The 13,122-nt window shown below is 48.8% G+C and carries 12 protein-coding genes; 3 read left to right on the top strand and 9 right to left on the bottom strand.

The genetic code is table 11. From position 1 onward, the window contains the following. Positions 1 to 280 precede the first annotated feature (280 nt). Both dacB and ACTHS8_RS07075 read right to left on the bottom strand, forming a co-directional pair. Positions 281 to 1,693 (bottom strand): D-alanyl-D-alanine carboxypeptidase/D-alanyl-D-alanine endopeptidase, encoded by a 1,413-nt coding sequence (gene dacB, locus ACTHS8_RS07070; RefSeq protein WP_440373344.1) that lies wholly within the window; start codon positions 1,691 to 1,693, stop codon positions 281 to 283. Between the two features lie 70 nt (positions 1,694 to 1,763). Beyond that, positions 1,764 to 3,191 (bottom strand): MFS transporter, encoded by a 1,428-nt coding sequence (locus ACTHS8_RS07075; protein WP_440373345.1) that lies wholly within the window; start codon positions 3,189 to 3,191, stop codon positions 1,764 to 1,766. A 136-nt stretch (positions 3,192 to 3,327) separates the two neighbouring features. Here ACTHS8_RS07075 and ACTHS8_RS07080 point away from each other — a divergent pair, with 136 nt between their 5' ends. The 3 genes from ACTHS8_RS07080 (at position 3,328) to ACTHS8_RS07090 (ending at position 6,061) form a co-directional block, all read left to right on the top strand. Next, complete coding sequence (locus ACTHS8_RS07080) at positions 3,328 to 3,894, top strand: NADPH-dependent FMN reductase (RefSeq protein WP_049328898.1); 567 nt, start codon at positions 3,328 to 3,330, stop codon at positions 3,892 to 3,894. A 146-nt stretch (positions 3,895 to 4,040) separates the two neighbouring features. Continuing rightward, positions 4,041 to 4,718, top strand: coding sequence for a response regulator (locus tag ACTHS8_RS07085; protein ID WP_440373346.1), 678 nt, complete (start codon positions 4,041 to 4,043; stop codon positions 4,716 to 4,718). 29 nt (positions 4,719 to 4,747) lie between these two features. After that, positions 4,748 to 6,061 carry a sensor histidine kinase gene (locus ACTHS8_RS07090; protein WP_219088957.1) on the top strand — a complete coding sequence of 438 codons (1,314 nt, stop codon included), beginning with the start codon at positions 4,748 to 4,750 and terminating at the stop codon, positions 6,059 to 6,061. 130 nt (positions 6,062 to 6,191) lie between these two features. Here the strand turns inward: ACTHS8_RS07090 and aroB are convergent, their stop codons facing one another. From aroB to pilM, 7 genes are all read right to left on the bottom strand, one after another. Continuing rightward, positions 6,192 to 7,271: a 3-dehydroquinate synthase gene (gene aroB / locus ACTHS8_RS07095; protein WP_219088959.1), complete on the bottom strand. Its 1,080-nt coding sequence runs from the start codon at positions 7,269 to 7,271 to the stop codon at positions 6,192 to 6,194. A 22-nt stretch (positions 7,272 to 7,293) separates the two neighbouring features. Next, positions 7,294 to 7,806 carry a shikimate kinase gene (locus ACTHS8_RS07100; protein ID WP_283122435.1) on the bottom strand — a complete coding sequence of 171 codons (513 nt, stop codon included), beginning with the start codon at positions 7,804 to 7,806 and terminating at the stop codon, positions 7,294 to 7,296. A 132-nt stretch (positions 7,807 to 7,938) separates the two neighbouring features. Beyond that, positions 7,939 to 10,071: a type IV pilus secretin PilQ gene (gene pilQ / locus ACTHS8_RS07105; RefSeq protein WP_440373347.1), complete on the bottom strand. Its 2,133-nt coding sequence runs from the start codon at positions 10,069 to 10,071 to the stop codon at positions 7,939 to 7,941. Between the two features lie 20 nt (positions 10,072 to 10,091). Then, positions 10,092 to 10,634 (bottom strand): pilus assembly protein PilP, encoded by a 543-nt coding sequence (locus tag ACTHS8_RS07110; RefSeq protein ID WP_440373348.1) that lies wholly within the window; start codon positions 10,632 to 10,634, stop codon positions 10,092 to 10,094. Between the two features lie 15 nt (positions 10,635 to 10,649). Beyond that, on the bottom strand, positions 10,650 to 11,321 hold the full coding sequence (locus ACTHS8_RS07115; RefSeq protein WP_004520855.1) for a type 4a pilus biogenesis protein PilO: 672 nt from the start codon (positions 11,319 to 11,321) through the stop codon (positions 10,650 to 10,652). Then, positions 11,321 to 11,944 carry a PilN domain-containing protein gene (locus ACTHS8_RS07120; protein WP_295708523.1) on the bottom strand — a complete coding sequence of 208 codons (624 nt, stop codon included), beginning with the start codon at positions 11,942 to 11,944 and terminating at the stop codon, positions 11,321 to 11,323. Before ACTHS8_RS07120 ends, ACTHS8_RS07115 begins: the two co-directional genes overlap by 1 nt. Positions 11,945 to 11,948: 4 nt before the next feature. Continuing rightward, positions 11,949 to 13,040, bottom strand: coding sequence for a type IV pilus assembly protein PilM (gene pilM, locus ACTHS8_RS07125; RefSeq protein ID WP_070825873.1), 1,092 nt, complete (start codon positions 13,038 to 13,040; stop codon positions 11,949 to 11,951). Positions 13,041 to 13,122 lie beyond the last annotated feature (82 nt).

A 13,122-nucleotide genomic window follows, 5' to 3' on the forward strand; every position in this document is an offset into this window, starting at 1 on the left:
AATAAAAAATACCGGTTTTTACCGGTATTTTTTTCGTCTGTACCCTATGCCTTTTTATAAAAAATCGAGCTTTTTAGATAGTATAAACAGGACAGCACAATAAAGCAGACATACGGTTTAAATCCTGAAAGATCATCCGCCTCAAGCTGCTTCACACCAAACGCTTATTCATCAAATCCCTAAATCATCTTTCAAAATAGACATAAATACTTACCTCACCTTCTTACACAAAGGCCGTCTAAAAACGTCAATACATTTTCAGACGGCCTTTTTTAGCTTATCAAGCCTGATACCTAATCATGCAGGAGGCCTTAGCATCAATCCAATGTTCGCCACCGGGCTGAACAATTTTAGACACCAGCTTATCCAAGTCGCGTAAATAATCGGTTGATTTTTGGCTGTTGATAATGACGACAACCAGCAACGGCTTTTCGCCCAACCAATACCCTGCCAGCGCGCGGACATCTTTAAGCGTACCGGTTTTGAGGCGCAGGTTTTCACCGGGCTGTTTCAAGCGTGTTTTAAGCGTGCCGTCTTTACCGGCAATCGGCAGCGTACTGATAAACTCGTTTTTAAACGGGCTGAAGTAGGCTTTTTCCAACATTTGCGCCATCATGCGTGCATTGAGCCGTTCTACGCGAGACAGGCCTGAGCCGTTTTCCAACACCAGCCCTTCCGTATTGATACCGGCAACCGCCAGCTCGCTTTTTACGATAGACGCGGCCTTGGCCTGCGCCAGCTTGTAATCAGACATATTTCCGGCAAATTTAAGGAAAACCGAACGGGCAATCAGATTATTGGAATGCTTGTTCATATCGGTGAGGATATCGGTAAGCGGTTTGGATAGATGGCTTGCCAACACATGCGCATCATGAGGCGCGACACCTACCGTCAGGCCATCTGAAACCGTACCGCCTTGTTGGCGCCATTGGTTCACAAAACTTTTACCGACATATTCTTTCATGCTGTACATATTCAGATACAGCCCTTGACCCAAGCAGCTTTCCGGCAGCTTGCCCGATACGGTCAGCGTATTGTTTTTATAGGCAGTCTTCATGTGGTTTTTTAAAACACCGCACTTCCCTTCTTTATTCTCAAGCGTCAATTTGTTTTGAATGTTCAGATTCGGCAGCGGCGGATTGGTACGGATGACCAAATCTCCGTCTTCTTCTTTTTCAGCACGGAGTTCAACGGTTTTATACGCCAACATATTGGGATCGGGCGGCGTCATAAAGCTTTCGGCAGAATCGGAAGCAAAATCATCCGGATTCTTCACATCGCCCCACAGGCTGCGGTCGAGTATCAGATGTCCGTCAATATGGCGTATGCCCTTATCACGCATCTGTTGCTGCATTTGCACCAAATCATGCTGGTCAAACACAGGATCGCCGCTCCCCACCCAATACACGTTGCCTTTCAACGTATCGCCTTTGATTGAGCCGTTGGTTTTAAACTCAGTTTTCCAACGATAATCGCCGCCCAGCATACGAAACGCGGTAAACGCCGTTACCAGCTTCATGGTCGAAGCAGGATTACGCAATTCATCGGCACGGTGTTCGGCAATCACTTTGCCGCTGTCCAATTCCTGCACATAAACAGAAATCTCATTTTCAGGAATACGCCCGAAATCCAAAGCCCATGACGGACAAACCGCCATCATCAGGCCGATTGATAAAATACTTTTTAACTTCATTGTGTTACAAAATCTTATAAATTCTTACGAGGTACTGAGGCCGTCTGAATGTTTCAGACGGCCTTTTTATTTATTTCTGATGCGCTTTCAAACGCAAAGCAAACATGACGACCACAACACCGACAACCAAAGCGCAACCCATCGCCAAATGGATACCGTCCAGCATTGCTTGTTGCGGCATATCTGCACTGGAAAGTTTCTCGCCGATATTGGTCGCACCGACAAAAAACGCCGCGCCGATGGCACCGGCAATCGGATTAATAGTAGTCAGAATCGCCGCACCGTGCGGATTAAGCGTTTTCGGCAACGCGTTCAGACCATGGGTTTCGCCGGTTACACAAGCAGACACGGAAAGCGCCAATAGCGTAAACATCGCCGTCAACATCACCACTTGCGTATCAATCCGCAAAAACAGCCACAATACTGCCAGCGACACCACCAGCATCACTGTTGCTGGCAAGACGACAAAACGTCCACCCTTTTTGTCCAACAATTTGCCGAACAAAGGCGCGGCAACCGCTTGGGCAATGCTGGCAGGCATCAGAATCAGACCGGTTGCCGTACCGGTCAGCATCAACACTTGCTGCGTGTACATCGGTACCATCAGCTCCAAGCCCAAAAACAGGAATACCGCACCGGCCAAAATCACAACGCAATATCTGAACTGTTTGTATTCAAACGCACGAAGGTTCAACAACGGCGTAGCCAAACGGAACTGCCGGTGCGCAAACCAACCCACCAGTACAACGGAAGCGGCAAAGAGCAGGATAAATTCCAGCAGCGGTATATGGGCAAAATTACTGCTCGCATAAACCAACCCGCCGAAACCCGCAATCGACAGCACAGCTGACAACATATCGATTTTTGGACGGCTGATGTTGCTTAAATTGACTGTCAAATATTTACCCACCAGCACCATCGCCGCCAACATAAACGGCGCAGTAAAACCGAACAGCACGCGCCAATGCGTATGGTCGATGATGATGCCCGACAGCGTCGGCCCCATTGCGGGCGCGGCGGTAAACATCATGGTAATCACACCCATCGCCGTTCCGCGCTTGTTGGGCGGAAAAATCGACAACACGCCGTTAAACAGAAGCGGGACAAAGAACGCGGCAGACACTGCCTGCACCATACGCCCGACCACCAATACGCCAAACGTCGGTGCAAACGCGCAAATCAGCGATCCTGCTAAAAACGTTGCCTGCGTAAACAGCACCATTTTGCGCGTTTCAAACCATTGAATCACGCCTGCCGTAATCGGCGTAAATGCCCCCATGACCAGCAAAAAGCCCGTCGTCAGCCATTGGACCGTGGTCTTATCGACACCAAAATCTTTCATAATCGGCGTGAGCGCGACATTCAGCAGCGTGTCGTTGAGATAGCCGAAAAATGCGCCGATGAATAAGGTGGCGACAATGGTTTTAGCAGGAAAGTCGGGATTGTCGGCGTAGTATTCGTGTGCCGTTTCGCCCTCTTGCGAATCAGAAGCGTGCATAATAATTTGAAATATCAGCGAAACCGTTATTTTAGCATAAACCATTTTGACAGGCCGTCTGAAACCTTGACCGCTTCCCCAGATAACACTAAAATTTAGAATTGTTTTCATTTTTATTATTAAACAGGAGAAAAACATGTCAAAGAAAGTCAGCATCTTGGTCGGCAGTCTGCGTAAAGGCTCGTTTGCACGAAAAATCGCACAAAACGTCATTTCCATGTTCCCCGAAGGCTACGAAGCGCAAATCGTCGAAATCGGCCATTTGCCTTTATACAACTTCGACTACGACGATCCTGCCGTTACCGACTTCCCTACTCCGTCCAGCTATACCGAGTTCCGTGAAACCATCAAAGCCTCTGCCGGCGTATTGTTCGTAACTTCCGAAAACAACCGTACCGTCCCCGCCTGCCTGAAAAACGCCATCGACATCGGTTCCAAACCCAATGCCGATGTTGCCTGGAAAAAAACACCTGCCGGCATCATCAGCCATTCTGTCGGTAAAATGGGCGGCTATAGCGCGCAAAAAAATCTGCGCCTTGCCCTTTCGTATTTCGATATGCCATTGACCGGTCAACCGGAAGTGTTCCTCGGCAACTCGCCTACCCTGTTTGACGACAACGGCCAGCTCATCGAATCCGCGCGCGGCTTTGTTCAAGGCTATATCGACCAATTGGTTGCCTTGATTGAGAAAAACCCTAAATAATCGGAATTGAAGCATACAGGCCGTCTGAAAAACGAATTTCAGACGGCCTCATCTTTTGCAAAAAATCAGTTTTTCAACCCTTCCTAAATTTTTACTAATTGAGTGCGGTTATAATCACTGTCCACCCATCCTCACGGAGAACTTCCATGCGCGTATTATTGGTTGAAGACGATGCCATGATTGCCCAAGCCGTCAGCGCCAACCTGAAAGACAGCGGCTACGCTGTCGATTGGGTCAGCCGCGGTTCGGAAGTTGCCGCAGCAGTGGCTGCGCAAGCATACGATTTGCTGCTCTTGGATTTGGGTTTACCCGGCAAAGACGGTTTGGACGTATTGGCACAAATCCGCAACGGAGGCTGTACCGTCCCCGTCTTAATCGTGACCGCGCGCGATGATTTGCACAGCCGACTCAACGGCCTAGACGGCGGCGCAGACGACTACATCGTCAAACCCTTCGACATGGCGGAACTGCAAGCCCGTATGCGCGCCGTATTGCGCCGACACGGCGGACAGGCGCAAACGCTGCTGAGCAACGGCATCATCACGCTCAACCCTTCCACCCATCAGGCGGAAGTGGTCGGGCAGGAACAGGCCATCATGCTCAGCAACAAAGAATTTGCCGTCCTCCAAGCCCTGCTGCTGCGTCCGGGCATGATTCTGTCGCGCAGCGATTTGGAAGACAAAATTTACGGCTGGGGCGAAGAAGTCGAAAGCAACGCCGTTGACTTCCTGATTCACGCCTTACGCAAAAAACTCGGCAAAGAAGCAATTCAAAACGTCCGCGGGGCTGGCTGGCTGGTTGCACAAAACAACCAGGCCGTCTGAAAAACCACAACAATATCAACACACAAACCATGCAACGCCTTATCCACACCATCAAACAATCCCTGCAAGTTAAGATCAGCCTCGCCCTGATCTGTATGCTCCTGCCCCTCTCCATTCTTGCAGGCATATTTTCATATTACGATACTTATCACGAGACCCAAGAGGTTCAAGACGACCTGTTGCGCCAAGTCGCGAACTATCTCGATCCGAGTGATGCCGATGACGAAAATCACTCGCTCGACAACGACAACAAGATTTCCGTTCAATTTCCCAATACGCCCAACCCCATTGTCAGCCTGCCTAAGCAGATTTCAGACGGCCTGCACACCATTCAGGCCGATGACGACGACGATTACTACCGCGTTTATACCCGTAATACCAAGCAAGGCCGCATCGCCGTCATGCAGGAAAGCGACTATCGCGAAGAGCTGGCCGAAATGGCCGCCGTGCAGAGCATCCTCCCCATGCTCCTCGCCCTGCCTCTGATTATCCTGCTCACCGTCTGGATTACCCACCGCGCCATGCGTTCTGTCAAAATCCTGTCCAACGATTTGGAACAGCGCCAAATCAACGACCTCTCGCCGATGGACACGCAAAACATTCCCAGCGAAATCCAAGGCTTTGTCGTCGCCATCAACAATCTGTTGCAACGTACCGATGAAAACGTCCGCCAACAGCAACGCTTTATCGCCGATGCCGCACACGAATTGCGCAGCCCTATGACTGCCCTTTCCCTTCAGGCAGAGCGGCTCAACAATATGCAGCTGTCCGCCGAAGCACGCGAGCAGTCCGCCCTGTTGCAACAAAGCATACAGCGCAACCGCCACCTGCTCGAGCAACTCCTTTCCCTCGCACGCGCCCAAGCACCCGAAACCCAACGCCCCAAAACCCTGATCAGCCTGCAAAACCAGTTCCGCCGCGTCTTGCAGGAACTCATGCCGCTGGCGCTGGCCAAAGGTCAAGACATCGGCGTCGCCGTTGAAAACGACTGCCAAATCCACGCCGACGACACCGAAATCTACACCCTCATCAAAACCTTTACCGACAACGCCATCCGCTATACCCCCAAAGGCGGCCGCATCGATTTGGGCTTTGATGAAACCGCCGAATACCTCAACATCTGGGTGGAAGACGACGGCCCCGGCATTCCCCCAAGCGAACGCCAACGCGTTATCGACCCCTTCTACCGCATTCTCGGCACCGAACAACAAGGCACCGGCCTGGGGCTTTCCATCGCAAACACTATTGTCAAACGCCATCAAGGCCGTCTGAAACTGGCCGACTGCCGACGCTTTGACAGCGGCTTGTTGATTATTGCCGAGTTGGATAAAAAGACGCTTTAAATAATCGACCCGCTCAAATTGATTTATCTAGCTTTAACCCGATAAATGAAAACGTTTTAAAACCAAAGACCGTCTGAAAATACCTTTCAGACGGCCTTTTTTATATTTTAAAGCAAACCTCATTCATTCTTCACAAATACGGCTGCAAGGTTTGGCGGAGGATTTCCATATCGGTAATTTCGGTGATATTGGCTTTGCCCAAGTATTCCAAACCGACAAAACGCATGATGCCGCTGCTGACTTTTTTGTCGTGGCTCATGTGTTCAATCCATTTTTCAAAGGAGAAAACAGGCGGCGCAGACGGGAGGGAAGCGGCTTCCATTAAAGCGGCAATGCGGTCGGTATCGGCTTGTTGGGTTTTGCCCAACATTTGCGACAAACGGGAAGCAAGGACGCAACCGGCGGCAACGGCTTCGCCGTGCAACCATACGCCGTAACCCATTTCGGCTTCGATGGCATGGCCGAAAGTGTGGCCGAGATTAAGCCATGCGCGGATGCCCTGCTCGGTTTCGTCTTGGGCAACAATATCGGCCTTCATTTTGCAGCAATGATAAACGGCTTCTGCCATTTTTTCTTGATGTTGCGCCATCAGGTCGGCCATATTTTCTTCCAACCAAGCAAAAAATTCAGCATCGCCCAATGCGCCGTATTTGATGACTTCCGCCATACCTGCAGAAAGCTCGCGTTGCGGCAGCGTTTGCAGGGCGGTCAAATCGGCTAAAACGGCTTGCGGCTGGTAGAACGCGCCAATCATGTTTTTACCGAGCGGATGGTTGATAGCGGTTTTACCGCCAACCGAGGAATCAACCTGGCTGAGCAATGTGGTCGGCACTTGGATAAAAGGTGCGCCACGCTGATAAGTCGCCGCGGCAAAGCCGACCATATCGCCTATCACACCGCCGCCCAAAGCGATTAAAGTGGTTTTGCGCTCGGCACGGTTTTGCATCAAGCCATCGTAAATCAGGTTGAGCGTCTGCCAGTTTTTATATTCTTCGCCGTCGGGAAGGATGATGCTGAAATGCGGCATGCCCAGTCTGTCTAAGGCCGTCTGAAGCTGTTTGAGATAAAGCGGCGCAACGGTTTCGTTGGTAATGATGGCTGCTTTTTTGCCTAAATAGGGCTGAAGCAGCGTATCGGCCTGCTCAATCAGTTTATGCCCGATAAAGATGGGATATTGATGGGACGGGGTTTGGACAGTCAGGGTGCGCATGATGTTCCTTTGCAAAGCGTGTTTATTCGCCTAAAGCCTGCATCAGGCGTTTGAGCGTTTTGTGGCAGCTGTCGGATTCGATGACGAGATGGGCGGTTTGACGGTACAGCGTATCGCGTTGATCATACAGCTCTTGCAGTTTGGCCAAAGGGTCGGCAACTTGCAACAGCGGCCGGTTGCTGTCGTAACGGGTACGCTCCAGCAAGGTTTCGGGGCTGGCATGCAGATAAACAACCATACCGTTTTGGCGCAAAATCTGTCTGTTTTCACTGCGTAATACGGAGCCGCCACCAGTTGATAAAACAATATTGCGCCGGGAAGCGAGCTTCTTCAGCATATTGGTTTCGCGGTTGCGGAAGCCTTCCTCCCCTTCCATCTCAAAAATAGTCGGAATGGATACGCCTGAAGAAGTGCAGATTTCGTAGTCGCTGTCGTAAAACGGGCATTCAAACATTTGGGCAAGCTGCTTGCCTAAAGTGGTTTTACCCGCGCCCATCAGCCCGATTAAAATTAAATTACCGTTGATTTTTTCCATGTGGGTCATTTTATACGATATGGTGGTTTCGTGGAAAAGTTCGTCGTTTTTCAGACGGCCTTTTCATCTCAGGCCGTCTGAAAACCAAAACAGGCATACCTTTGCAGATATGCCTGTTTGTCATTTTAAAAATCAGTAACGCAGATTGTTACCCACATTATCCATGATGCGCGGCGTGATGAAGATCAACAGCTCACGGCGGTTTTCACGTTTACCACGTGATTTGAACAGATTGCCGACAACAGGAATATCGCCCAAAACAGGTACTTTGTTCACTGCATTGGTGCTTTCTTCTTCGTAAATACCGCCGACAATCAGCGTACCGCCATCTTCAACCATGGCTTGGGTATTCAAGTGTTTGGTGTTGATACACTTGGTTGTCAGAGAATCCACGGTACAGTCGATCGGGGTATCGCGATTAATCTTCACAGTCATGATGATTTGACCGTCAGGCGTAATGTTCGGCGTTACGGTCAAGCCTAAAACGGCTTTCTTGAAGGTAATCGAAGTCGCACCGCTGGAAGAAGCCTCTTGGTAAGGAATTTCCGTACCGGATTCAATTTTGGCTTCTTTGCGGTCTTGTGTCAGCACGCGCGGATTGGAAATGGTTTTGCTCTTACCTTGTTCTTCAGACGCGCTGATTTCCAAGCCCAATGCGCCGGACGAGAACGCACGCACCAGCGCAATACTGTTGACTGCGGCTGCGGTCGGCAGACTGACGTTCGGATCCAAAGTCCATGTGCGGTAGCCTACGTCGCCACGATTAAATGAGGCATTGGTATTGTAGTTGGTTTGTGCATTGCTCCAGTTGCTGCCCCATGCGTTACGGCCACTTGCACCACCGGAACCGAATTTAACGCCCAAGTTGCGGAAGAAGGTATCTTCAGCTTCCACAATACGCGCTTCCACCATCACTTGACGGGTTGGAACATCCAATTCATCAATCAGTTTGCGGAATTTCTCAATCACGCCGCGGTTGTCGGTCACAATCAGCGTATTGGTGGCTGGATCGATTAAGGCGCTGCCTCGGTTGCTCAACAGAGTGTTGCGGGTATTGGAATTATTGCTGTCGTATTCTTCCAGACGCAGAATTTTGCGGAATTCTTCCACGTTTTTGTATTTCAACTGGAAGGTTTGAGAATACAGCGGACCCAATTCGGCAATCTCTTTTTCAGCCTGCAAGAAGGCTTTGTCTTTTGCCAACAATTCATCGCGAGGCGCAATATTGATAATGTTGCCTTGACGGCGCATATCCAAATTACGCGCCTGCATAACCAAGTCTAAAGCCTGATCCCAAGGTACATCTTTCAGGGACAAGGTCATGGTGCCTTTGACGGTATCGCTGGCAACAATATTCACGCCGGATTCTTTCGCCAAAATCTGCAAGATGGTACGAACTTCTACATCTTGGAAATCCAAAGAAATTTTACGGCCTTTGAACGATTTGTTTGCATTTTGGTTCAAGCCGCCGGATTCGGTATTGGCAGCTTTAGGCGATACTTCAAATACAAAACGGCCGGAAGAAGCTTTGGTATTGATGTCCCAATTCGCATTATTGTTGCGGATAATGAGCTGGGTAGAATTGCCGATACGTTTGAGCGTAACGTTTTGTACAGGGGTATTGAAGTCAGCCACATCCAAACTGCGTTGCGCTTGTGTCGGCAGCGTATGGTTTTTCAAGGTCACAACCACACGGTCGCGCTGCTGTTTAATATCCGGCTGCTCGCTGAAACCAGGGGCGGACAATTCAATAATGCCGGAATTGCGTGCGCCTTTGCGAAAATCGATATTGGCTGCTGAAACAGCTTGATAAGTCTGAGCAGCGCGCGCGGTAGACGGCGTAGCCGCACGTTCATTTACAACGGCCGCATTGGTTTGGTCAGTAGATTCGTTTACAAATACCCAAACTTCGTTGCCGCGAATCTCAGTATTGTATTGGCTGATTTTGTTCAGGCCCAAAACCACGCGTGCTCGGTCATTGTTTTGCGCCGCAGTAATTTGATTCAGCAATGGGTCGGCATATTCCAAAACAGGCTGAGGCAAACGGATATTGGTGTTGGCAAAATCCAATGCGATACGCGCCGGAGTAGATGTTACAAAACCATGAGGTGTGGTGACGTCTTTGTCGAAACGGATTTTGATGATTTTTTGGTTGTCAGGCAAAGTGGAAACGTTGATATCGGTAATATTGCCTGCAAAGGCCGTCTGAACAGCGAGGGCAACGCTGAAGCCGGCAAATAATTTTGTCATGTGCTTGGTTTTCATAATCGAGTGAGACCCCTAAATTAATTTGAATTCGAACTATCTGAGCTATTGGAAGAATCTGCCTCTTTACTGCTCAATGGCAATTCGGCCTTCCGGTACACCCAGTTGCCGTAGCTGTCTTCAACTTGCTCGGTCAAGATAATTTTATCTTCGGTAATACTTTGGATTCTGCCGTAATTCTGACCGATATAGTTTCCTGGATAAACGGTATAGACATGGTCGTTGACCTTGATAAATCCGGAAACTTTGCCGCCGCTTTGAAGCGTTCCGACGAAGGCCATGTTTTCCAAACTGAAGGCTTCCAATGTTTCTTTCGGACGGTTCACATCCGGCGCATTGCCGCCTTTAGGGGCAGTGTCCAAACGGCGTGAATCAAACGCATTTAAGCCTTTAAAGTTCGGCGGGCTATACGGCTTAGGCAATGTAACCGTCGGCTCTTCAAACGGAATAATCTTGGATTTTGCTTCCTGACGGGTTTGCGTCATCCATTGAGTCAAATCTTCATAGCTTTGCGTACAGGCTACCAAGGGAAGAAGACTTAAGAGTAAGATGATTTTTTTCATGATTTCCCTATTCTTTTATTTTTGCTCATTCTCGGCAGGTTTGCCTTCTTCTTGTGCCTGTTGCGCAGCCAATTCGGCAGCAATCTCTTCGGCCGGACGTGCTTTGTAAGTCGTCGCAATCGCGCTCAATGTCAACTCGCCTTTATTGCCCTTGCCTTCTTTGTCCTCGCCTGCATTCACGAGTTTCAAAGAATCTAAAGTAATAATACGCGACAAATCGCCTACATCACGGGTAAATTGGCTGATTTGAGAGTATTTGCCTGTGATGGAAATCTGATAAGGCAGTTTTTGAATCGGACCATCGTTTTCAGGTTGGAGCGGCGCAACGCTGTCCAAACGCAGTCCGTTGGTTGAACCTGCCTGATGCAGCTCTTGAATCAGGTTCGGAATTTCTGCATCGGTCGGCAATTGTTTCAACAAAACGTCAAATGCAGAACGGATCGAAGCCAATTCAGCCTTCAAATTGTTCAAGCTTGCCGCCTGAATGCTTTTACGCGTAAAGGTTTCCTTCAGCTCTTCTTCTTTGGCCTCCTGCGTATTCAAGGTTTCAATCTGATCTTTAAATACGCCGACATAGCCCAAAGCCAACATACCGACAATCAATAAACCCGCCAGCAAAAGTTTTGAAGGCATATTGAGCAGGTACAGGTTTTGTACGTCCAATTGTTTCAGGTTTTTAGATGCCATTATTGAGCCTCCGGAGCAGGTTCTGCCACAGGTTCGGCCGTTTCACCGCTGCTTTGGGCAGTCGGTGCAGGAGCCGGCGTATTCACTTGGTTGATTGAAGATTTCAAAGTAAATTCTTGGTAGTTATCTACTTTTTTAATGCTCAACAATTCAGGCTGCAAGAAAATACCTGTGCTTGGCAGGGAGCGCATCATAACGGCGATTTTATTGTCGCTGATGGCATGGCCGCTGATTTTATAGCTGGTCGGGCTTTCTGCTTCCAACGCAGTCAAATAAGTATTATCGGGCGTAAGCGCATTCAAAGAATCAAGGATATAAGCCGCTTGATAGCGTTTTTCCTGCAACTCTTCCACTTTCAGCTTCTTGGCCAAAAAGGCTTCTTTTTCTTGCTGAAGTTTATCGATTTCGCCCAATTCTCTATCAAGTCTGTCGATTTCGGTTTGCAGGAAGTTGTTGCGGCCTTCTTGATTGCTGATGGCGCTGTCAATACCGAGATAGGTAGCGGCCGCCAAGCCCAAACCCACTGCAAAAGCACCAAGCATCAATATTTTGAATTGCTGCTGCTTGCGCTGTTTAATCTCTTCCCGATACGGAAGAAGGTTGATTCTGGTTAATTCGATCATGTTCTCAAAGTCCCCTTAATGCCAATCCGAACGCCAAAGTCAGTGACGGCGCATCAATTTGAAACTGCGGCAATTCTACTTTTGCACTGCGCTCCACATATGAAATCGGATGCAGATATTCTGTTGCCGTATTGGTTTGCGAGAAAATGCTTTCTGCCAAACCTGCCTGTTGCGCGGTAAAGCCGGTCAGCAGGATGTGTTTGATATTGGCGAAAGAATCAGTGGCCTGCGTGGTATAGTAAAATTGCAAAACACGCTGAACTTCTTGCGCAACCTGCACATTAAAACGGTCGGCAATCTGAGACTGGTAGTCGGAAGGCTTGTTTTGAGAAGCCATCATTTGCGCGGCTTTTTCTTCCGTCACCTGATAAGTACGCTGAATCAGCTGATTGAGCTGCTCTGTGCTGACCGGTGTTTCTTGTTTATAGAGAATGCGGCCGTTTTGCAAAATCAGTGCATACATTTGTGTCGCATGAATGCCGAACACGGCAACTTTTTCCTCTGCCATTTCGGGAGCATGCGTATTCATCCAATAAACAAAGGCATTGCGTTGCGCCAACAAGTCCAAATCCAAAGCAGACAAAGGCAGGCCCGCATTTTCAAACATTTCAATGCGCGGCTCGACATCGTCTTTTTTGGCGGCAACAGCTAAAACATGCTGGCCCGAACCGACTTCTTCGGCTTGAAAGTCGTAGTTCATTTCTTCAATAGGCGCAAATTGGCCGACTTCCGCCTCGACAAACTCTTCCAAGTCCAAATCGGTATCACGCGGGTTGTAAATAATTTGCTCGACTGTCGCCAAATTTTGTGGCACAGCCGCAACAATATTTTTGCAAGAACTGCGTAATTGTGTGTAAGTATGTTGGATGTAAGTAGCAAGCTGATCGTAGTCTTGAATTTTGTTGCCTTTGACAATATTTTTAGGCAATTTGGTAATAACGTATTTTTCCAGCTGAATTTGGTTTAAACTACGGCCTGTCAGTTGTACCATCTTAATGGCATGTTGGCTGATGTCGACGCCGATGGCAGAGCGGTTGTTCAATCCGCTAGAAGCCTTGCCTGTTTTGGTATCTTTCGTGCTTTTAAATAAGCGCATGATTTGACTTCCCTGTATCATTTAGGAGTGAGTAACTGTTTCGTTATCCGTAAAGGACTTCTTATTCTTTACACAGTATTGA

Origin of the sequence: Neisseria sp. P0016.S008, assembly GCF_051957775.1 — a bacterium.
GTDB classification, from domain to species: domain Bacteria; phylum Pseudomonadota; class Gammaproteobacteria; order Burkholderiales; family Neisseriaceae; genus Neisseria; species Neisseria flavescens_B.

Excerpts from the sequence above, each read along its gene's own strand:
- ACTHS8_RS07100 (WP_283122435.1), bottom strand. The coding sequence starts at position 7,806 with ATGGAAAAAATCAACGGTAATTTAATTTTAATCGGGCTGATGGGCGCG.
- pilM (WP_070825873.1), bottom strand. The coding sequence starts at position 13,040 with ATGCGCTTATTTAAAAGCACGAAAGATACCAAAACAGGCAAGGCTTCT.
- ACTHS8_RS07090 (WP_219088957.1), top strand. The coding sequence starts at position 4,748 with ATGCAACGCCTTATCCACACCATCAAACAATCCCTGCAAGTTAAGATC.
- ACTHS8_RS07080 (WP_049328898.1), top strand. The coding sequence starts at position 3,328 with ATGTCAAAGAAAGTCAGCATCTTGGTCGGCAGTCTGCGTAAAGGCTCG.
- aroB (WP_219088959.1), bottom strand. The coding sequence starts at position 7,271 with ATGCGCACCCTGACTGTCCAAACCCCGTCCCATCAATATCCCATCTTT.
- ACTHS8_RS07120 (WP_295708523.1), bottom strand. The coding sequence starts at position 11,944 with ATGATCGAATTAACCAGAATCAACCTTCTTCCGTATCGGGAAGAGATT.
- ACTHS8_RS07115 (WP_004520855.1), bottom strand. The coding sequence starts at position 11,321 with ATGGCATCTAAAAACCTGAAACAATTGGACGTACAAAACCTGTACCTG.
- ACTHS8_RS07110 (WP_440373348.1), bottom strand. The coding sequence starts at position 10,634 with ATGAAAAAAATCATCTTACTCTTAAGTCTTCTTCCCTTGGTAGCCTGT.
- ACTHS8_RS07075 (WP_440373345.1), bottom strand. The coding sequence starts at position 3,191 with ATGCACGCTTCTGATTCGCAAGAGGGCGAAACGGCACACGAATACTAC.
- pilQ (WP_440373347.1), bottom strand. The coding sequence starts at position 10,071 with ATGAAAACCAAGCACATGACAAAATTATTTGCCGGCTTCAGCGTTGCC.
- ACTHS8_RS07085 (WP_440373346.1), top strand. The coding sequence starts at position 4,041 with ATGCGCGTATTATTGGTTGAAGACGATGCCATGATTGCCCAAGCCGTC.
- dacB (WP_440373344.1), bottom strand. The coding sequence starts at position 1,693 with ATGAAGTTAAAAAGTATTTTATCAATCGGCCTGATGATGGCGGTTTGT.